The organism is Halochromatium sp. NSM3 (assembly GCF_059621085.1).
The window spans coordinates 1-19,379 of the sequence record NZ_JCAQIA010000052.1 but is presented as its reverse complement, the minus strand read 5'-3'; the positions used below and the strand labels follow the sequence as shown (position 1 = coordinate 19,379).

Annotated in this window: 25 protein-coding genes; 7 read left to right on the top strand and 18 right to left on the bottom strand. The window is 60.2% G+C overall.

Features of this window, described 5'->3' with window-relative positions; genetic code table 11:
• The first annotated feature begins 57 nt into the window (after positions 1 to 57).
• The 4 genes from AC54T3_RS16070 (at position 58) to AC54T3_RS16055 (ending at position 2,421) form a co-directional block, all read left to right on the top strand.
• Positions 58 to 387 carry a hypothetical protein gene (locus tag AC54T3_RS16070; RefSeq protein WP_496626325.1) on the top strand — a complete coding sequence of 110 codons (330 nt, stop codon included), beginning with the start codon at positions 58 to 60 and terminating at the stop codon, positions 385 to 387.
• Positions 388 to 810: 423 nt separating this feature from the next.
• A complete protein-coding gene (locus AC54T3_RS16065) occupies positions 811 to 1,452 on the top strand; it encodes a TusE/DsrC/DsvC family sulfur relay protein (RefSeq protein WP_496626324.1) in 642 nt (213 codons plus the stop codon).
• Positions 1,453 to 1,492: 40 nt separating this feature from the next.
• Positions 1,493 to 1,729 (top strand): CBS domain-containing protein, encoded by a 237-nt coding sequence (locus tag AC54T3_RS16060; RefSeq protein ID WP_496626323.1) that lies wholly within the window; start codon positions 1,493 to 1,495, stop codon positions 1,727 to 1,729.
• Between the two features lie 122 nt (positions 1,730 to 1,851).
• Positions 1,852 to 2,421: an HPP family protein gene (locus AC54T3_RS16055; protein WP_496626326.1), complete on the top strand. Its 570-nt coding sequence runs from the start codon at positions 1,852 to 1,854 to the stop codon at positions 2,419 to 2,421.
• Positions 2,422 to 2,446: 25 nt separating this feature from the next.
• On the opposite strand, the gene AC54T3_RS16050 is transcribed toward AC54T3_RS16055, so the two are convergent.
• Positions 2,447 to 2,677, bottom strand: a complete 231-nt coding sequence (locus AC54T3_RS16050) for a hypothetical protein (RefSeq protein WP_496626322.1) — start codon at positions 2,675 to 2,677, stop codon at positions 2,447 to 2,449.
• A 404-nt stretch (positions 2,678 to 3,081) separates the two neighbouring features.
• Positions 3,082 to 3,228 carry a hypothetical protein gene (locus AC54T3_RS16045; RefSeq protein ID WP_496626321.1) on the bottom strand — a complete coding sequence of 49 codons (147 nt, stop codon included), beginning with the start codon at positions 3,226 to 3,228 and terminating at the stop codon, positions 3,082 to 3,084.
• 203 nt (positions 3,229 to 3,431) lie between these two features.
• Between AC54T3_RS16045 and AC54T3_RS16040 the strand changes: the two genes are divergently transcribed.
• The 3 genes from AC54T3_RS16040 to AC54T3_RS16030 all read left to right on the top strand — a co-directional run bounded on the left by AC54T3_RS16040 (position 3,432) and on the right by AC54T3_RS16030 (position 5,152).
• Positions 3,432 to 3,656: an AbrB/MazE/SpoVT family DNA-binding domain-containing protein gene (locus AC54T3_RS16040; RefSeq protein ID WP_496626320.1), complete on the top strand. Its 225-nt coding sequence runs from the start codon at positions 3,432 to 3,434 to the stop codon at positions 3,654 to 3,656.
• Positions 3,653 to 4,093, top strand: coding sequence for a putative toxin-antitoxin system toxin component, PIN family (locus AC54T3_RS16035; protein ID WP_496626319.1), 441 nt, complete (start codon positions 3,653 to 3,655; stop codon positions 4,091 to 4,093). The genes AC54T3_RS16040 and AC54T3_RS16035 overlap by 4 nt, the downstream gene beginning before the upstream one ends.
• Positions 4,094 to 4,174: 81 nt before the next feature.
• Positions 4,175 to 5,152 (top strand): Rpn family recombination-promoting nuclease/putative transposase, encoded by a 978-nt coding sequence (locus tag AC54T3_RS16030; RefSeq protein ID WP_496626318.1) that lies wholly within the window; start codon positions 4,175 to 4,177, stop codon positions 5,150 to 5,152.
• Positions 5,153 to 5,309: 157 nt separating this feature from the next.
• Here AC54T3_RS16030 and AC54T3_RS16025 read toward each other — a convergent pair whose 3' ends face one another.
• The 16 genes from AC54T3_RS16025 to AC54T3_RS15950 form a co-directional block, all read right to left on the bottom strand.
• Positions 5,310 to 5,597 (bottom strand): hypothetical protein, encoded by a 288-nt coding sequence (locus AC54T3_RS16025; RefSeq protein WP_496626317.1) that lies wholly within the window; start codon positions 5,595 to 5,597, stop codon positions 5,310 to 5,312.
• A 605-nt stretch (positions 5,598 to 6,202) separates the two neighbouring features.
• Positions 6,203 to 6,340, bottom strand: coding sequence for a hypothetical protein (locus tag AC54T3_RS16020; RefSeq protein ID WP_496626316.1), 138 nt, complete (start codon positions 6,338 to 6,340; stop codon positions 6,203 to 6,205).
• Between the two features lie 202 nt (positions 6,341 to 6,542).
• Positions 6,543 to 7,442: a nidogen-like domain-containing protein gene (locus AC54T3_RS16015; RefSeq protein ID WP_496626315.1), complete on the bottom strand. Its 900-nt coding sequence runs from the start codon at positions 7,440 to 7,442 to the stop codon at positions 6,543 to 6,545.
• 177 nt (positions 7,443 to 7,619) lie between these two features.
• Entirely contained in the window at positions 7,620 to 8,156 is a 537-nt protein-coding gene (locus AC54T3_RS16010) for a TadE/TadG family type IV pilus assembly protein (protein WP_496626314.1), read from the bottom strand.
• A gap of 38 nt (positions 8,157 to 8,194) precedes the next feature.
• A complete protein-coding gene (locus AC54T3_RS16005) occupies positions 8,195 to 9,550 on the bottom strand; it encodes a hypothetical protein (protein WP_496626313.1) in 1,356 nt (451 codons plus the stop codon).
• 45 nt (positions 9,551 to 9,595) lie between these two features.
• On the bottom strand, positions 9,596 to 10,198 hold the full coding sequence (locus AC54T3_RS16000; RefSeq protein WP_496626312.1) for a hypothetical protein: 603 nt from the start codon (positions 10,196 to 10,198) through the stop codon (positions 9,596 to 9,598).
• A gap of 61 nt (positions 10,199 to 10,259) precedes the next feature.
• Positions 10,260 to 11,147 (bottom strand): tetratricopeptide repeat protein, encoded by an 888-nt coding sequence (locus AC54T3_RS15995; RefSeq protein WP_496626311.1) that lies wholly within the window; start codon positions 11,145 to 11,147, stop codon positions 10,260 to 10,262.
• Positions 11,134 to 12,117, bottom strand: coding sequence for a type II secretion system F family protein (locus tag AC54T3_RS15990; RefSeq protein WP_496626310.1), 984 nt, complete (start codon positions 12,115 to 12,117; stop codon positions 11,134 to 11,136). The genes AC54T3_RS15995 and AC54T3_RS15990 overlap by 14 nt, the downstream gene beginning before the upstream one ends.
• Positions 12,118 to 12,122: 5 nt before the next feature.
• Positions 12,123 to 13,097: a type II secretion system F family protein gene (locus AC54T3_RS15985; RefSeq protein WP_496626309.1), complete on the bottom strand. Its 975-nt coding sequence runs from the start codon at positions 13,095 to 13,097 to the stop codon at positions 12,123 to 12,125.
• A gap of 6 nt (positions 13,098 to 13,103) precedes the next feature.
• Positions 13,104 to 14,423: a TadA family conjugal transfer-associated ATPase gene (locus AC54T3_RS15980; protein ID WP_496626308.1), complete on the bottom strand. Its 1,320-nt coding sequence runs from the start codon at positions 14,421 to 14,423 to the stop codon at positions 13,104 to 13,106.
• A 136-nt stretch (positions 14,424 to 14,559) separates the two neighbouring features.
• The gene (locus AC54T3_RS15975; protein WP_496626307.1) at positions 14,560 to 15,771 is read right to left on the bottom strand and encodes a CpaE/TadZ family protein; all 1,212 of its coding nucleotides are present in this window, start codon (positions 15,769 to 15,771) and stop codon (positions 14,560 to 14,562) included.
• A gap of 3 nt (positions 15,772 to 15,774) precedes the next feature.
• Complete coding sequence (locus tag AC54T3_RS15970; RefSeq protein WP_496626306.1) at positions 15,775 to 16,011, bottom strand: hypothetical protein; 237 nt, start codon at positions 16,009 to 16,011, stop codon at positions 15,775 to 15,777.
• A gap of 13 nt (positions 16,012 to 16,024) precedes the next feature.
• The gene (locus tag AC54T3_RS15965; protein ID WP_496626305.1) at positions 16,025 to 17,416 is read right to left on the bottom strand and encodes a type II and III secretion system protein family protein; all 1,392 of its coding nucleotides are present in this window, start codon (positions 17,414 to 17,416) and stop codon (positions 16,025 to 16,027) included.
• A 124-nt stretch (positions 17,417 to 17,540) separates the two neighbouring features.
• Positions 17,541 to 18,365 (bottom strand): Flp pilus assembly protein CpaB, encoded by an 825-nt coding sequence (gene cpaB / locus AC54T3_RS15960; protein WP_496626304.1) that lies wholly within the window; start codon positions 18,363 to 18,365, stop codon positions 17,541 to 17,543.
• A gap of 42 nt (positions 18,366 to 18,407) precedes the next feature.
• Positions 18,408 to 18,947 carry an A24 family peptidase gene (locus AC54T3_RS15955; RefSeq protein ID WP_496626303.1) on the bottom strand — a complete coding sequence of 180 codons (540 nt, stop codon included), beginning with the start codon at positions 18,945 to 18,947 and terminating at the stop codon, positions 18,408 to 18,410.
• A 96-nt stretch (positions 18,948 to 19,043) separates the two neighbouring features.
• Positions 19,044 to 19,265, bottom strand: coding sequence for a Flp family type IVb pilin (locus AC54T3_RS15950; RefSeq protein ID WP_496626302.1), 222 nt, complete (start codon positions 19,263 to 19,265; stop codon positions 19,044 to 19,046).
• Positions 19,266 to 19,379: the final 114 nt, after the last annotated feature.

The window sequence follows — 19,379 nt, the reverse complement described above, 5'->3', positions numbered from 1 at the left end:
CCGCGTCCTGCGCGCTGGCTTCGTCTGGCTGAAGAAGCTTGCTAATCAGGAAGCGGCATGCTCGATGATTCGCGCTGCTTGATCATTGAATCAATGGGGACCACCACCATGGCGAATTTTGCTGATTTGCTTGGATCTGTTATTCAAAACAACCTTGGCCCATCGGGTCAGCAGCGTATGGACAATGCGCTGCAGGATCTGCAGGCCAATGTTGGGCAATTGACCGGAGGTGGCACGGCAGGCGCGGGCGGAATGCTCGGCTCGCTTCTGGAGGCGGCCAAGGGGTCGCTGCTCGGCGGCGGCGGCGACGCCGTCAAAGGCGCAGTGTCGGGCGGGGCGCTCGCCATGATCGCCCCAAGAACGCGATTACCTGCGGCAGTTCGCTGAAAAGACCGGCCTGCATCCGGCTGTGGTTCAGACGATCCACCAGACGATGGGTGTCGCTGCTGTTTGAGACGGCAGCTAGCAATCGAACAGCCCCATGATGTCCTCTCAAGCGTTGTTAGAGGGGTAACGCCAAGGCCACAAGCCAGGCGGCGTGCCCCGAATCTGTTGCGAGCGCCTCTGGGAGGCGTTGGCGACTGCAGGTTCTGTGTCGCAAAGTGACTCATCGTTCGTCTGTATGGCGTCGGTCTCGGCTTGGAGATCAGTTTGCCTCGCGGTCATAGCTGCCAATCACGCATCTAATATCGATAAATCCGATACTAAAGTCAAATAACTTTCGCTTGTCTGAACTGAATATCAGGACTAGCTTATCGAACAGAGACGCGGCGCCGCTGCCAGACTTGAAAGAGCACAGGAGAACTGACGATGATCGCAGTGAAGGTCTCGATGAAGGCGACCCATGAACCCCTGAAGCGCACTCCGGTGGTGCTGCAATTCGATGCCGATGGCAGCGAGACGCCCGCAGTGCTGACCGATCGCGCCGGTGTCGCGCGCTTCGATCTGCCACCGAGCAGCGGTCGCATCCTGGTCTCCGGACTGCAGCGTTACGATGGCCGGCTCGCGGGCGAGATCCCGATCGAACTCTGGTCGATCACCCAGCCGGAGCTGGATTCCAAGGGTGGTCCCGGCGAGCTGCCGAGCGGGCGCAATGCCTATCCGGGCATGAGCACACAGTGGCTACCGGTCGGCGACCAGCGCGTCGAACTCGACAGCGAGGGCTACCTGGTCGATCCGCAAGACTGGTCGGAGGATTTTGCGCGCGCCCTGGCCGCCGAGGAAGGGTTGACGCTGAGCGCCGAGCACTGGGAGCTGATCCGCTGGCTGCGGGCCCATTATGCGTGCCACGGCACTCAGGCATCGGTGCGCGACATGATCGCTCACTTCCGCGTCGTCTGGGATCGCGAGCGCGGCAGCAACCGCTACCTGCACCAGCTGTTCCCGCGCGGCGGCCCGCAGAAGCAGGGCAACCGCCTCGCCGGATTGCTGCGTACCAAGGGCGAGCACTAAGGAAGTCAAAAGTGCCGATGAGAGACGCACTGACCCCACAATGTCAGCTTCGGAACAGCATGCGAGCGAGCGCCTATTCACCCAAGTGAAGGCTGGCCAGCTGATGTGCACCGCCATCGAGCCGCTGCGTCCGACCCAGCTGGCGGGTGAAGCGGCGCGAGCCCTGGTGACACAGAGGCTGAAGAGCCTGCCGGTGGTGGATACGGTTGGCCGTCTCCGTGGCCTGTTGCTGCGTAAGGACTTCCTGCACGCCTGCCACCTTAGGGAGGGATCATGACGCCGAGCAGGCCCCTCCAGGATCTTCACCACCAGCATCTGCGCACCTGCGCCCCGCATCAGCGGCGGCGCCTCAGTCCGGGACAGCGCCTGGCCGGCGCGCTCGCTGGCTATCTGCGCAAGATGCGCGGTTCCACGCGCGGTGCCCTGCCCCGGGTCAGCAGCATCGAGGTGCTCTGGTCCTGGCTGGGCAGCTTCCTCGGCATCGCCTTGGTGGCCTGGCTGAACGAGGCGATCCGCACCCAGGGGACGAATCCGGCTGTCTGGCTCGAGGCCATCGGACTCACGCCAACAGACGGCCTACTGCTCATCGGTTCATTCGGTGCCTCGGCGGTGTTGCTCTATGGCGCCCCACGCAGCCCGCTGGCGCAACCGCGCAATCTGATCGGTGGGCATGCGCTCTCGGCGCTGATCGGTGTCTCGGCCTGGCTGCTGCTCGGCCCACTGCTGCCCTGGCTGGCGGCGGCGTTGGCGGTCTCGACCGCAATTGCGGTGATGCATCTGACCCGCACCCTGCACCCTCCGGGTGGTGCGACCGCGCTGATCGCCGTGATCGGCTCCGAGCAAGTGCATGCGATGGGCTATCTGTTCGTGTTGATCCCGGTCACCTTTGGCGCGCTGCTGATGCTGCTAGTCGCGCTGCTGGTCAATAACCTCAGCAGCGGGCGGCGCTATCCGGAGTTCTGGTTCTGATCCGCCGATGAAGAAGCGGCCTTGTCTACACCGATGGCGCGGTCGGATTTGGCGTGCTTGGAGTCGGAGCGCTTGGCAGTTCCACCTTGTCATAGACCTCGCTCAGCGACAGTTCGGACTCGATCAGGGTCGGATTGGTGATCACATCACGCCGACCGTCGTGGAAGGCGCGCTCGCCACAGACCACCATCACATCCGGATAGGTAGACCCGACAGGGGCGTCCCTTGAGGTGGTTACCGAGTTCGCGGACGACACCCAACCCCAGGCCACCGGAGGCCCCCATGTCTGATTCCACCGCCATCGCCGAGACCCTGACCCACGACCATCGTGAGCAGGCCCCATGATCGACGCCCTTCGCAATACGCCCCTCCTCTCGCCGCTCTCTGAAGCCGAGTTGCAGCGCGCGCTCGATGAGGGTGATGCCGGGCAAAGCAGCTCGCCCTGTCCATTGCTGCCCCGAAACCGTTGATGCTGATAGCCAAACGCGCGACCGCAATCTCGCGTCGCCGGTCGACACCCAGCGCCAAATGCCATCACAATGACCCAACAGCTTCGGCGCTGGGACGAACAGCGAGATGGAGATCCGCAACGACGCGCAGTTTCAGCCCAGAACCTGGTAACACGAAGTTGGGCTGCATCTGCTCGACTTCTTGTCGGGATCAACTAAAGCAGACGGCAAAGGCGCTCAGAACCTGATCGAACTCAAAAAGGCCGATCGGCTGGGCCTCGCACCCGGCCCGCTGCGCGCCTGGATCACCTTCTTCAAACACTGGCGAGAGGAACGGACGATGGCGAATATTGCCCATGAACCAGCGTCTCGGTCTCGAACGCCACCACCCCGCGCTGCTTGCGGCTGAATGCGATGCCGATCAGATGGATCGGCATCCTCTCGGCGCGATAGGACTCGGCATTGCCGAGCGTAGATAACCGGCACGCTCAGTTGAAGAACAGCAGTTGGATCTGCTATTTTCCATAATCCTTACTTCCTTACTTGCCTCAAGAGGCTGCGATGATTGCCAAACGCACGAGCAAGAACCAGGTCACCTTACCGAAAGCGATCGTGCAGATGGTTGGCGAGGCTGATTACTATGATGTGACCGCGCAAAACGGGAAGATCATCCTGACGCCGGTTCGTCTCCAGCAAGCCGATGCCGTGCGATCCAAGTTGGAGGCACTTGGGATCACGCCCGCAGATGTCGATGAGGCGATTGCCTGGGCAAGAAAGCGTTCATGAGCCCTGCCCGCGTCGTGCTCGACACCAACTGCTTGGTGTCAGCCTTGATCTTTTCGCGCGGTCGATGCACTTGGCTCCGCGAAGCATGGCAAGCGAAACGTTTCATTGCGTTGGCCAGCCAAGAAACAGTAGGCGAACTGCTCCGTGTGCTGAACTATCCTAAATTCAAGCTGAGCCGGGATGAACAAGAAATGTTACTCGGCGACTATTTGCCTTATGTGAATACGGTCAGGATCGAACAGACTCCCGAGGGTTTGCCGGACATCCGTGATGCGGACGACCTCATGTTCTTCACTTTGGCTATCTTGGGTCGGGCCGATGTCTTGGTGAGCGGAGATGGTGATCTTCAGGCCGCCAAATCGCAGTTTCGCATTCCTATCTTATCCTTGGCGGAATTTGCGGATTGGCTTGAGCGTCGTGATGGTTCCAGCAACTGACCGGCGATGGAGATCCGCAACGCCGCGTGCTTTCAGCCCAGAACCTGGTGACATCAACTCGCTCGCTGCTAAACCGCACCTATGCGCCACCCCATCGACCCCAAGATCGACTGCGTCTTCAAGGCCCTCCTCGGTGCCGAAACCAACCGCGCGCTGCTGATCCACTTCCTCAACGCCATGCTGGGATCGGATCTGCCCGCGCCGATCACCGCAGTCGAGATCCTCAACCCCTACAACGAACGCGAGTTCCTCGACGACAAGCTCAGCATCGTCGATGTCAAAGCCCGTGATAAACGCGGACAGCTGTATCAAATCGAGATCCAACTGCTCGCCTATCGCGACCTTCCAGTGCGCATCAGCTACGGCTGGGCCGATCTCTACAGTTCCCAGCTGAGCAGCGGCGAGCCCTACACCCAGCTCAAGCCCACCTATGCCATCTGGCTGCTCGCCGCCGACCTCCTGACCGACCCTGATACCTATCTGCACGACTTCCGCCTGCGCGACGCCCAAGGCCGCACCCTAGTTGAACACGGCGGCATCTGGTTACTCGAGCTGAACAAGTTCCACGCCGAACGGGTCGACACCGAGCAAGAACGCTGGCTCAAATTCTTCAAGGACGGTGCCACGCTCGATAGCGAAGCGCTCCCGTCCTGGATGCAAACACCCCAGATGGAGCAAGCCATGAGTACCTTGAAAGCCTTTTCCGAGAAAGAGCGCGCTTATCATGCCTATCAATCGCGGCAAAATTACCTGCGCCAGCAAGCCAGTATCCAACAGGAACTAGAAGACCGGCGCGCCGAAAACGAGCGGGCGGAAGCTGAGATTGAGCGGGCACAAGCCGAGATCGAACAGGCACAAGCCGAGATCGAGCGAGCGCAAGCCGAGATCGAACAGGCGCAAGCCGAAAGCGAGCGGGCGCAAGCCGAAAGCAAGCAGGCGCGTGCTGACGAACAGCAGATCCGCACGGCTTTGGAACAAGAACACGCCGCTAAGGAGGCAGCCCTCGCTGAAATCGAGCGACTCAAAGCGCAGCTTCGGAATCAAGATCAGCAGCCCTAATCTGTAGTAGCGAGCCTATCAACGACTGGGCGCCGTCGCCGGCATGGTCGTACCGGGCATGGTCGTCCCGGACCACGTCGGCCGCTTTGCCTATCGCAAGGGTCTATTCGTGCTCGCCCAATCCGGGCCGGCGATGGAGCCGCAACGCCGCGCGCTTTCAGCCCCGAACCTGGGGCTTGCCGAGCGCCTGATACAACGCGTCGAGATGGGCACTCACCTGCTCCAGGGGCATGCGCGGTGGCGGTGGCTCGCGTTTTCTCGGCGTTGCCTCGGCGGGCGCACGGTTCGCCAGTGCCTGGGCGGCGCGTGAAGCGGCGCTGGGGCGATGGCGCGCGGCCTGGGCGCGGCGCTGATGGACCTCGGAGAGATAATTTTCGAGCTTCTCCGGGGCAAACAGCGTCGCCGGGCGCAGGTAACGGGCGCGCTCGTTGAGATGATCGATCACGCGGGTGATCTCGCTGGCGCAGCGAGGGCCAGGCGAGCCCGCTCTTGGAATTGATGAAATTCGACAGCGCCGTGGCCACGCAGCGGGTGGCGTGGCTCAGTTGCGGCTCGGCGAACAGCGCTTGCTGCCAGTTGAGAATGTCGATCGGCGAGGTCGCGAACTGCGGAATGCGGGGAACGGTGGCACAATCAGGCATCGGTAATCTCCAAGGCGAACAGGGGTGGAGACCACCGACTGAACGGATGAGATCACGGATGGAGACGGTACGCAGATGCCACCCCATCGGGAGAGGCTTCTTGCTAGAATACCGCCGGCCACTGGTGCGCTCGACTCTGATCCAGTCGGGGCTTGACGCGGTGCGGTGTTGGTAGCACCCCCGCGACAGTGGCACCTATCCTAGCCGCATCGGCTCGAGGCTGTCGAGTCCCTGGTGTGCATTTTTTCTCTCCCTCCCCCCGCTCCCTTGGCGCATCGCGCAGCGCCTGAGCGCGCGCGGGCCAGGCGCGCGACGTGCTGGGCGGGCGCCGCGCGTTCAGTGGAGGGTTGTATTTCGTGTATTTTTACCATTCGCCCGATCGGGGCTCAGAATGGCCCCACCCCTGGGGTCAGGGTGAACTCACCCTGGGGTCAGCAGGAACCCAGACTGGGTCCAGCCTGACCCCACCGACAGAAGCGAGCGCGGCGACGAGGCGCGCGATCACCGCGCAGTAGAGCGCCATATCGCCGTGATCGGCCTCGATCATCGAGCGCCCTCGCCGCCTTCGGTCACCGATTGGACATCGAGCGCCAGGCCGAGGCCGATGGCCAACAGCAGCGCTCGCCATGTGGCTTGCGCAAGGCGCGGTGGTCAGGTGGCGTAGCGAATCGCGTTCACATAAAAGAAAAAGGCGCTCGAACGGGCATTGGTTGATGCACGTTCGAGCGCCTTTTTGGAAAAGGGGAAGGTTAGCTGTTGCGGAAACGACGGCTGGCAAAGGACAAACCTAACAGGCCGCTGCCGAGCAGGAACAAGGTAGCTGGCTCGGGGACTGGATCAGGTCTTGGGTCTTGACCAGGAGGATTTGAAAAGTCGCCACCTCGGAATTCGTAGATTTGGCGCCCAGGAGTACCGCCGGCGTTGTAACTGAACGATCTGAGTTCATTTGTTCCGCCATTGACGAAGGAACCGGGGTCACCAGAGCCGTCTAGTTCAAAAAGATCATCGCTGGAAGCGGAAAAAAAGCCGACACTGGCTGAATTTCCGGTGAGGCCTGGCTTATCAGGGTCATCACCCCCGCCTGAGCGCCAACCCGATTCCCAGAAGATATCATCATAATTGAAGACGATATCAAAATCACCAATTAAACCAGTCTCGACACTACGATCAACCAGTATAAGCTGAAAGCTATTGGTTATATCAGGATCATCAAAACCCACACCGTAGTAACCCACATTGCTCCAAGTAACTCCAAAAGCTGTTTGGTTATCAAATGTGCTAGACCCGAATGTCACAGGACCGCCTGACCCCAAAACACTCTCGTCATCAGTATTCACATCAGCGAAGAAAGGAGCAATGATAGATTGCCCCGTATCCCCAAGATTGCCATTCGCATCTATAAACGATTGGGGCCCAACAAACCCAAGATTGCCGTCCATATTGACAGTGACATTTGGATTTTCAAGAACCTCTCCAAAAAAATTAACAGTAAAACCAAGATTTATTGATTTTGATGTATCATCGCCAGGATCAAGCGTATCATGTGTACTATCATGGAAATCTGAAATTATTCCAGCATGTGCACTTGACGAAAGCAGCAACCCTAATGTTGCTAAGCCTAAACCTGTATGTTGGTGAATTAACTGCATGACAGCCTCCTTCAAGACAGTTCGTGAGTGTGTGTTGCGAACATTTATATAATAAGCAAATTGTACGCCAAAATTTTTTTTGAAAATAAAAACAATAAGTTGTGGCGTCTAGACGGGTTTAAAAATTCGCTGGACCAGAGGATGTGTTAAATTTATCGACAAAGCAAACGCATGTCTCTAATCAGGAAGTGGTCTAGAAATCACCCGAGTGAAGGTTTTTTTAATCATAAGATCAGGAAAAAACCGTTCGGTGATAGCAAGGAACGGTTTATATTTGCCCGCTACTGTCACGCGCACTAAATCACCTTCCACAAAATCGCTAGTTGGATTCATAAATGGCCTACCGTACCAGTTGCTTTCATCTTTGCAGTCATCGCCGTAAGAGCAGTATGCAGCGTAAGTATTCCTAATTACCGACCTTGGATCAAGGCTATTGAAAAGACCTAATTTTTCTATCATTTTATCAGCAGTCTTGCTTGTTGCGACTCCATCTAGACGATAATTCTCATTCATGCCCTCACTTCCCTGTCGTACTGAGTTCTCTGCAACCCACGACAATTTTTCATTGACCCGCATGATATTAGTAACTTCAATAGTAAGAAACGTCATAATAAAAATCGTCGGAACGAAGATCAGGGTCTCGATAAGAGCGAAACCGGCTTGGGAGCGCCTGCGCCTTGTGGTCGAGCTGAATAAGCGAATGCGTGAGGCCATGATCGTTCCGCGCCTAGGTAAGGGATGACGGAGAAGGATTACTTGACGATAAAGGGTTTTTCGGAAGTGCCGCCCGAGCAATTGTAGCTGCCAGGAGGGTTAGGGTGTTTAGTGGCATGTTTGACTGTAATTTTAGCCTGATCTCGAATCTCAATCGTGTTAGCAACTAGTTCTCCAAAAAATTCCATATCAATAGCGCTACCTTCTATATGGAAATCACCCTTGATATAAAAGACAGCAGGTTTTTCCTCTGTTGTAGTAGCAACGCCCAGAGCCGGACTCTCTGATTTGTTTTTTGTGTTAAGTCCAACGAGAAAGTCGCCGTCGATAAAAACAGCACCCTCACCAAAGACAACATTTGAGCCATCATCGATTTCTAAGTTGCCGTTGCTTATACACAGCCCTTTATCGAACTCTATTGCGCCATCGTTATTTTTCCAAGCACAAGGATGATTGTCGCTGATATCCCATTCTTCCCCATTATTCTCTATCACATCTTCTATGATCGACAGTGTGCCACTAACAGAACAAGCGCAAGCACTCAAGTCAACATCGTCAAACGGATCTTCTTCATCACATGCGGCACTGATCGTATCGTCGTTATAGGTTGGCTCAGGGACCGCAATACCTTGAATATTCGCGCTCTTACCTGCGACTCGAATTTGATGTGATGGCTCGTCTTGATCCTCGCAGCCATTGGGATAATCGTCACTATCACAAGCACTGATCAAAGAATTCTGCAGAACACGCAAAGCATTGTTGTGATCTGAACTCACGACGATACCGCAATCGACACTAATAAGTGAAACGGCGCCTTTAGGACCCTGCGTCTGGCCTAGATCAAATACATTGGCACCACTCGTTTTGCGCACATGAATACAAGCATCACCACCACCACCCTGCTCCGCGATCGCCTCGGCAGCGGCCTTGAGATCGATATCAGGATTGGAATCGACCACCCGAATCTTGGTCTTTCCGTCACCTGCCGGTAAGGCCGTACCGGTGAAACAGTCAGGCGGCTCGCACTCGGAGTCTTGTGCATGGGCACTGTTAGACAGGGTAAGTATCTGCAACACCGAGAGCGCGACCTGCTCAAAGACGGACTCCCGAGCATGGCGCGCAAGAGACGCCGGCCAGTCTGGAAGTAGCGTCGAGCCTTGACCGACCTTCCTGCACTCGGAATCCTTCGCGCACTCCCAACTGAGCGAGAGTGCGGCATAGTCGGCCTGATGCTGGCTCATCCGGTTTTGGACCAATTGCAGACCCGGCTTCAACACCAGCCCGATATACGCCATCATGATGATCGGAACCGCAAAGAGCAATAATAAGAGCATCAACATGACACCACGCTGCGCGCGGCGTGTCGCGATTCGGGGGGCGCGTTTGGTTCCCATGGTGTCACTCAACCTCACTGCTGGATGACTAGGCATCCCATTTGTTCAGAATATTTGCCGACGTATCCTGAAGGTCTGCGTGCGCAGGTCTTCCGGCATGATCCGTTCCATCCATGGCGTGAAGGGATCGAAGATCATGTCTTTAACAGTCACTTCGATGAACAGAACCTCATGTTCCCCACTACCGCAGTCACCACTGCCCTTGTCAGAATAATTGACAGTAAGCGTATCGCCTGAGAACGTAGCCTTGGAACAGCGCCAGATCTCTTTGACCTCAATATTGTCGTCGCTGATCTCAAGCCCATGCAAGGCTAACTGATCCTGAACATGCTGCTTGATCGCTGTTTCGACCTCAGAAGAACTCGCCGATTCCCCCGTGGCATCGATCTGATATCCACCGTTATCAAGGGAGTAGGTGCGATAGGCAAACTGCGCTCCGGCATCCGTGGCATAGGCCACCTGCTGCGCCCAGGGCGTGAGGCGCCCGAGGTCCGCCACGATCACCAGCAGTAACATCAGGATCAAGACTGCGAACGGAAACTCGATCAGCGCCGAGCCGCGCTGCCGCGTCCAGCCGACACCAGCGCGCGAGCGCGCGAGCGCGCGAGCGCGCGCTGGTCTGATGTGGGATCGGTCAAGCGTGTTCATGGCACCTCAAGTATAGACGATGCCAAGCAATGTACAGCCTAATTCACAAGCGCTTTCACACTCAGCGATCGCCCCGCAACGTCCGCACCCGCTCGGCGTTGTCGCTGGCCAGCGCGTAGTGCTTGGGCGAGAGCCGCAGCGCCTGGTCGAAGAAGGATTCGGCATCGTCCAAGCGCCCGGAGATCATGGCGATGTAGCCGATATCGTTGTAGGCCTCGGGCAGGTCTTGCACCTTGCCGAGCGCCTGCAGCGCGTCGCGGTAGCGGCCTTGGCGGGCGTAGACCAGGCCCAGGTTGCGCCAGGCCAGGCTGTAGTCGGGGTTGCGTTCCAGCGCGGCCTCGAAGGCGGCGATGGCACCGGCGTTGTCGCCCGCCAGGTAGCGCGAGTAGCCGAGATTGTTGTGCAGCATCGGCGAGCGCGGGGCGAGCGCGAGGGCATCCTCGTAATGGCGCTTGGCGCTGGGGTAATCGCGCTGGAGGTCGGCGAGCACGCCGAGCGCATTGTGGGCGCGCGCCAGGCTGGGATCTTCGCGCACGGCGGCGCTCAGCTTGGTTTCGGCCTCGGCATAGTCGCGCTGACGGGTGAGCAGGATGCCCAGCCCGGCGAGGGCGTTGGCGTGGCGCGGGTCGGCTTGCAGGGCTTGGCGGTAGGCGAGCGCGGCGCGTTGGCGGTCGCCGCGCGCCTCGTGGATACCGCCAATACGGGTGTAGGCCTCGGCGTTGCCGGGGTCCATGCGCGCGGCCTGTACGTAGTAGAACAGGGCCTTGTCAAGTTCGCCTTGGCCAATCGCGGCGTCGCCGGCGCGCATGGCCTCGGCGGCGGTCTCGGGCATGCCGGCGCCGCCCTCGAGCGCTCCCTCGTCGCGCGGCGAGAGCATGCCGCAGCCGCTCAGCAGCAGCAGACTAGCGATGAGCGCAAGCCAACGCGTTGGCTGTCTAGAAACCTTCACTGAAGCTTTTCCCAATGGAGATGAGTGGCGGCGCGATGGCGATGATCAAGAACGCCGGGATCATGAACAGGCCGATGGGAAGGAGCATCTTGTTACCGACCTTGGCGGCCTGTTCCTCGGCGGCCTTGAGGCGCTTGTCGCGCATTTCGTCGGAGAAGATGCGCAGGGTGGTGGCGACACCGGTGCCAAAGCGGATGGCTTGGATCAGAGTGTTGACCAGGGATTTGATCTCGTCCACGCCGGTGCGCTGGACCATGTCCTCGAGCGCGGTCTTGGTATCCAGGCCGGCGCGCATCTGCACCATGGTGAGGCTGAACTCCTTGGCCAGCTCCGGATGCTGGTGGTCGATCTCCTTGGCGACGCGCTGAATGGCGGCGGTGAGCCCCAGGCCGGCCTCGACGCAGACCACCATCATATCCAGCGCTTCCGGGAGCGCGCGGCGCAGGACGGTTTGGCGCTTGCGTATCCGCTTGGCGAGCCAGGAGTCGGGCAGCAGCATGCCGACCAACAGGGTCAGGCCAACGAGCATGAGCAGGGTTTCTTGGTCCATACCGGACACCCAGAGGCTGACGCCCACCGCGACCGGCAACACCAGCATGCCGACGACCTTGGTGGCGAAGAAGATGGGCACGGCGCGATTGGAGCGAAAGCCGGCCTGGGTCAGCTTGCTGACGATGCGGCCGCGCTTGCGCACGTCCAGCGGTACGAGGCCCTGCCCCAGACGTTCGAGCAGACGCAGGGTGTTGGGATCGCGCGCTGGCGTCACGGCGCCGATCGCGGCCTCGTACTCGGCGGCCTGGGCATCGAGCCGGCGCTTCACCGGATCGGACAAGGCCCGCATGCGCAAGGCGACGACCAGGCTGATGAGGAAGACCGAGAGGGCGATGCCCGCCAACACCCCCAGCCGCAGCAGATCGGCCTCCTCGGACCAGCGGCTCAGTGCCTCGGCAAGCGACTCAAGCATCTCCATGGTGGCTAGATCTCCACCTTGACCAGGCGCCAGAGCACGAGCGCGCCGAGTGCCACCAGGCCCAGCGCGGCGTAGATCAGCTGCCGGCCAAGATCGGTATCGTAGAGGTCGGTGATATAGCCGGGCGAGGTCAACTCGAGCACGAGCGCGAGGCCGAAGGGCATGAGGCCGACGATCCAGGCTGAGACTCGGTTGCTGGCGGTGAGGGTTCTGAGCTGGCGCTGGAAGCGAAAACGCTGGCGCGCGAGGTGTTCGAGCTGATCGACCACATGCGCAAGGTTACCGCCGGTTTCGCGTTGGATCATGATGGCGGTGTTAAGGGTGGCGATGGTGGGGCTTGGCACGCGTTCGCTCAGGCCATCGAGGGCGACGCGGATCTCGCCACCGTAGTTGAGATCGGTGTAGACGATGCCGAATTCCGCCGGCACGACGCCATCCAAATCGTCGGCGACGATCTTCAGCGCTTGCGTCAGCGGCAGGCCGGCACGCAGGCTGCGCGCCAGCATCGAGAGCACATCCGGGAGTTCCTGTTCTACTTGCTGCATGCGCTTTTGCTTGCGCAGCAGCAGTAGCAACAGCGGCAGGCTGGCGGCGAGTGCGGCGCTCGGCGGTGCGGCGATGGGCAGCTCGAAGACCCGCCAGGCCACAAGGCCGGCCCCCAAGGCCAAGGCGAGCATGAGCAGCAGCAACTGATAGGCAGGTCGTGGCATGCCGGCTTGTTCGAGCAGCTTGCGCAGGGGCTGCAGAGGTCCGAAGAATTCGAGCCACCGTTCCCAGGACGTCAGCTGCTGGAGATAGCTCTGGCGCAGCAATGAGATGCTCGGCGCGTCGTCCAGCTCATTGCCCGCGAGCACCCTGACCCGCGCGCGCAGGCGCCGCTGATGCCGAGCCTCCTCGCTCAGGGTCCAGGCGGCGAGCCCCAGCAGCAGCAGCACCACGCTGAGGAAAACGGCGGCTAGAATGAGCGTGCGCGCACTCATCGCGCGTCAATGCAGACCGCCGCCAAGCTGGGTGGCCTGGACATTGAACACGCCGACATCGAGCTGGATGCCGCGCTGGCGCAGCCGGTCGTAGCACTTGGGCACCAGACCGGTGGGCTTGAAATCGCCGACCACGTTGCCGTCGGTATCGATGCCCCGGCGCTCGAACTGGAAGATGGTGGCGGTGGTGATCATGTCGCCTTCCATGCCTTGCACTTCGTCGATGCTGATGACCCGGCGCCTGCCGTCTTGCTGGCGCTCGAGCTGGATGAGGATGTCGAGGGCGGCGGTGACCTGCCCGCGCAGCGGCTTGGTGGGCAGGTTGAAGCCGGCCATGGCGACCATGGTCTCGAGTCGCGAGAGGGCGTCGCGGGCGGTGTTGGCGTGGATGGTGGTGAGCGAGCCGTCGTGGCCGGTGTTCATGGCTTGGAGCATGTCGAGCGCCTCGGCGCCACGGATCTCGCCGAGGACGATCCGCTCCGGGCGCATGCGCAGGGCGTTGCGCACCAGGTCGCGCTGATTGACCTCGCCCTTGTCTTCCATGTTGGCCGGACGGGTCTCCAGGCGCACCACGTGCGGCTGCTGCAATTGCAGCTCGGCGGAGTCCTCGATGGTGATGATGCGCTCATCGGACGGGATCTCGGCCGAGAGCACATTGAGCAGCGTGGTCTTACCCGAGCCTGTGCCGCCGGAGATGAGCACGTTCAGCCGCGCCTCGACCACGGCAGCGAGGAATTGCGCCATGGGGCGGCTGAGGGCATGGTTCTCTAACAGCCGCTCCATGGTCAGGCGATCGACCGGGAAGCGACGAATCGAGAGACTAGGGCCGTCGATCGCCAGCGGCGGGATGATGGCGTTGACGCGCGAGCCATCCGGCAGGCGCGCGTCGACCATGGGTGAGGATTCGTCGATGCGGCGGCCGACGCGCGAGACGATACGCTCGATGATGGTCATCAGGTGATTGTTGCTGTCGAACGCCACCGGCGTGCGCTCGAGCTTACCGCGGCGCTCGACATAGATATCCGAGTATCCGTTGACCAGAATATCGGAAACACTCGGATCCTTGAGCAAGATCTCGAGCGGCCCAAGGCCGAGGATCTCGTCTTGGATCTCGCCGATGATGCGCGAGCGCGTGGCCTGCGGGACCCCCACCGGCGGCGGGTTCTCCGCCATCAGCCGCTCGCAGGTGTCACCAATCTGGCGCTGGGCCTCGGCGGGCTCCATGTTGGTGGTCTGACTGAGGTCGAGCGTTTTGACCAGGCCCTCGAAGAGATTGCGCTTCCATTCCAGCTCGATGCCGGAGAGGGCGGTGCCGCCCGTGCTCATGGCGCGCGCCCAGATCTGCCTCGGCGGGGACTGGCTGGGCGGGAGTTGGCTTGAGGTCGGTTGGGGTGGCGTCAACGGCGGTTCGGCGCTCAACCCCCTCAATCTGCGGCTAATGGGCATGCGGATGGCTCCTAGGTCAATCGCCCTTCTTACGCTTGAATAAGCCTAGCCATCCTTGCCGCGCCGGGTCGGGTGGCTCCTCGTCCGAAATCAGCGTCTGGCTCGTCAGCACCTCGGCGAGGTGCGTCAGCCCCATGCCCAGCGGTGATTTTGGGGCCTTTTCGCACACCGGCTGACCGAGATTGATGCTCTCGGAGGCGCGCACGTAATCATTGGGCAGGGTTTGGATGGCCAGCGTTGGGAAGACATCGCGGAACTCGCTCAGGCCCACCTCGGCGCGCCGGTCGAAGCGGTTGATGACCAGCAGCAGCCGATCGCTGTCGATGTTGAGACGCTTGTGCAACAGGAAGATCAAGCGCTTGGTCTCGTGCAGATGGGCGATGGTCTGTTGGGTGGCCAGGGCGATGACATCCGAGTGCTGGAGGATGGCGGCGATGGTGGCATCGATGCGGTGCGGGAGATCCACCAGGATGTTGTTGTAGATTCCGTTGATGGTCTCAAGCATCACCTCGACCCGGGCCGGGCTGACATCCTCGGGGATGATGATCTCGTCCATGGCTGCGGCGAGCAGATGCACCTGGCTATCATGGCGTTGAATATAGGCCCGCAAGGCGACCTCGTCGAGCGATTCAACGAACTGCAACGCCTTGATCAGGCCGTCGCGTACCTTGAGATCCAGATAGGTGGGCAAGCCACCGAACTGGAAGTCGAAATCCATCAACAGCAGGCGCGGATCGGCACGCGCGCGCAGCGCCATGGCGATGGCGACATTGGCCGCGATCAGGCTCGCGCCACTGCCGCCCTTGGAGTTCATGAACGAGATCAGGCGCGAGCCGGCGCCGCTGCGGCGGGCGCGCTCCTCGCGCACGATGCGCGAGACGGCATTCGTGATTTCCTCGACCTTCAGAGGCAAGGTGAACACATCGCGCACGCCCTCGCGCATCGCCATGCGCAGGAAGTCCATGTCGTTATTGGATGTGATGACGAACAGCGGCGGGCGCGGCGTGGGGATCGCCTCGATCAGCTCCCAGACGCCATCGCGCCAGTCCGCGCTGACGCAGCACAGGATCGCATCCGGTGGCGGGTGCAAGGCCTCGTGCGGCAAGCTGTTGGTGGACGCGACATAGGGCGTGAGCGTCAGCATCTGCTGCTCGGCGAGCTGCTGCGTGAGCTGCTCGACCATCTCGGACGAGCGGCCGACGATGAGGAGCTCAAGGGAGACGAGCATGGGTTAGTCTTCTCCGCCGAAATCGCCAAGGTCCTCGAGCGGCCCCGTGCTTTCCCGGTAAGCCTCGAGCGCGTTGATGGCTTTCTCGCCATCGAAGCCGAGGGGGTCGCGCGCGGGGTCGGTGGTCTGCGCGGCGATCATGTGGCGCACGGACTCGCCGAAGGGCGGATCAAGCACGGTGGGCTCGGCGCAACCCGCGAGCAGGCCGGCGGTGATCAGCAAGGAGATCAAGGTCTTCATCTAGAGGCGCTCGTTATAGATCATGTCCGAACGGACCCTCGGAGCCGCTCTTGTCCGGCCCGAGACGGCCTTTGCCCTGCCCGACGGCGGCGTCTGGCCGATCTCGCCCTGGGGAGCCGTAGAGCCGGCCTTGGAGATAGAATTCGACATCGCTGGGATCGACGAAATCCTCGGTTGGCAGCTTGACCAGATCAGCGTCGAACGGCCGCGCTAGGCGCGGAGTGACGAAGATCACCAGCTCCGTTTGGCTTTTCTCGAATTGCTGGCTGCGGAACAGGCTGCCCAGAATGGGGATGTCACCGAGGCCGGGATAGCGGTCGCCGCTGCTGCGGGAGGTCTCGCTGAGCAGGCCGGCAATAGCAATAGCCTGGCCGCTCGGCACCTCGACCGTGGAATCCGCGCCGCGCGTGCGCAAGCTGGGCACCGCCGTGACCGACGAGACGTTGCTCGCGCCGACGATGACAGCGGCTTCGTCACTGAGTTCGGAGACAGAGACGTTGACCTTGAGGCTGATCAGGTCGTTGTCGAGCACGATTGGCAGGAACTTGAGCTTGATGCCGAATTCCTTAAATTCGATCGAGGTGCTTTGGAAACCACCCTCGACCGATCCACTCTGAAAAACCGGCACCGGGAATTCGCCACCGGATAGAAAATCGGCTTCCTGTCCGCTGAGGGTTGTCAGGGTGGGCTCCGCGAGGATGCGCGCGAGCCCTTGGGACTGGGCGATATCCAAGGCCAGCCCGGTACCAGCGAAGTTACCGCCACTGAGCGTATTCAGTGCCACGCCAGTGGATGGCAAGGGCAAACCGAACCCCCCTTCCATTCCGGTCAACGCATTATTGACGAGATCGATGGTGACACTGCCACCATCATAGTGGCCAAGGAAATCGATGCCCATCTGCTTGCCGAACGAGCGTTGCACTTCCGCCACCTTGACCTCAAGCAGCACCTGTTGGGCACCGCCAACCTGCAGCAGGTTAATGACCGAGCCATCCCCGCCCTCAGCCCCGCCCTCAGCAAAGCTGCTGGCCAGCCGCACGGCGGCATCGACCTTGGATGGGCTCGAGACCTCACCCTTAAGGACAATGGCGCCCCCGGCCGAGGAGACCCGAATCTGTTCGCGCGGCAAGAACTGATGGAACTTTTCCTTCAGCGTTTGCAGATCGTGGGTGACCTCCAGACCGATCTGGCGCTGCACTGCGTCGTCCTCGCCCCAGAGGATCATGTTGGTGGTGCCGAGCCGCTTGCCGTTGATGTAGATCTGGCGCTCGCTGATCGAGAGAATATCGGCGATGGCGGGGTTGCCAAGAGAAATCCGGGCGGCCGGCACGGGGAGTTCGAGGACGCGCGATTTATCGAGCGGCACGGTGATCGTGCCCTGATCACTTTGCGGACGCGGACGCATTGAGTCAAAAGCGCCATTGGCCTGTACTTGCAATGCTAAGCAGCCAATGAGCAGAAGCACGAGCAGGTGCCTCCAGCGCCACGGAGAGCCCAAACATTGCACGGTCATGACCTCCTCCCGTCCATCAGCAGGGCCGCCCGGCAGTGGTTATGCATTGTTCCGAGCCGCGAATCAAGATCAACCTTTTTATAGCTTCTTCTTTCTCAAATTCGTCTCTATCTTGATTCCGCAAGAGCAGCCTTATCTTATTGTTATCAACAACGATTGCTCGAGCCAATAACTCGGCTTGATCGCGGGTGACCTCCAAGGTCACCGATCGGGCACCACGCGTCACTTCATCCATTCGACTCTCGTCGAAATTTTGGCCTACCGCGAGCACTTTGATATTCTCCAATCGCTTGAGGAGCAACGCATCGCTGGAACCGCCCGAGATGATGAGCAGATCGACAAGGTTGCCGCGTTCGATCAACTTCAGCTGACCGGATGCGTCATCGATATCGATTGTTATGGCACGCATATTAGACGGGATATACGCCGCAAAGGGGGGCGCTGTGTCTTTTGTCAAACGGGTCGGTAGGATCGGCTCCCCTTCGGGGATGTCCTCGATCACGAAATCGCCGAGCACTTGACCAAGCCTGCTGAAAGCATCCCCAGGCCTCTCCACCGGAGACACATTGCGCAGACTCACGGCCTCTTCGTCGATCCTGGTGCCGACGGATAGATCCCTTGCGGCAAATAGCATCGGCACGGTCTCCGGCTCTGGCTCCTTGGCCGCCTCAAGCCGCATCTGTTCTAGCTCGGCCTCAATCGCCTCCATTTCCGCCCTCAACGCCTTTTCCCGATCCGTCACGCTCGCCTGTTGGGCATCCAGCCACTCATTGACGAGGAAAACCGCCCCCGCCGCCAGCACGAGCGCGATCAGTAGGATAGCTAGGCCGCTGAGTTTCACCTGACCGACTTCCTCGCTGCGATATGCTGATAGGGCGAAGGCTCAACCGAAAAGAAACGGCGCCGCCAAGACCGCGCAGGCGATGACAGGGGCCATCGGCAGGCGGGCTCCCATGGATTCGTTCGCGCTTGGCCTAATGTAGGTGAGCCGCCCACATCGAAGCAAGGTCCGCGCCATCGACCGATAGCGGGCGAACGGCCCCGAGCGTCCCTGAGAGTACGCCGCATAAACAGCGAACAGCAACGCCACCACAGCGCCCAGCGGGTAGTAGAATAACACGGCGGCGAGGCTGAGTTCAGGCCCCAAGAAACAGCCTAGCCCAGCGGCGAGTTTGAGATCGCCGCCGCCGGTGAAGCCAAGGAGATAGCCGGGTAGGAGTAGGCCAAAGGCGACGGCGAACCCGGCAAGAGCGCCGAGCAGACCAGGAAGCCCGCCGACGACAAGCGCGAGCCCGAGCCCGAGCAGGGCGCAGGTCAGTGTCAGTGCATTCGGGACGCGGTGGGTCTTGAGATCAATCGTCGCCGCAAGTAACGCGAGAACCGCAGCTAAGCCATAGGCGAGCGGCGAGACGGGGAAGGTCACCGAATCCAATGAAGGCGGGGTGTTGCCCAGTGAGCCCGAGCTTTTAGCTGTTTTGATATGGATCTCAAGACTCTATAGGCTAGGATCGGCGTCGGGCTATTTGGGGCCGGCATCGTCACCTTCGCCATCCTCCGGGTCTTCATATCCCACCGCCGTTTTGACCTGCTCGCCGACATCATTGACGGCACCGTTTATCGAGTTTCCTAACAAAACGTAACTAGCCCCCGCAACGGCTAAAAGCACGGCAGCGACAATAACCCACTCAACGATTTCGGCGCCTTCCTCTCTTTGCCAAAACCTACAGAGAAAGGTTTTCATGTTGGCAAGCTCCTCTCAAGGAAGGGGCGCCGGGGGGGGGGGGGGTACGCCCCCCCCCCGCCCGGGGGCGGAAAAAAAAGTTAAAGAAGGGAAGATAAAAAAAAAAAAAACCCC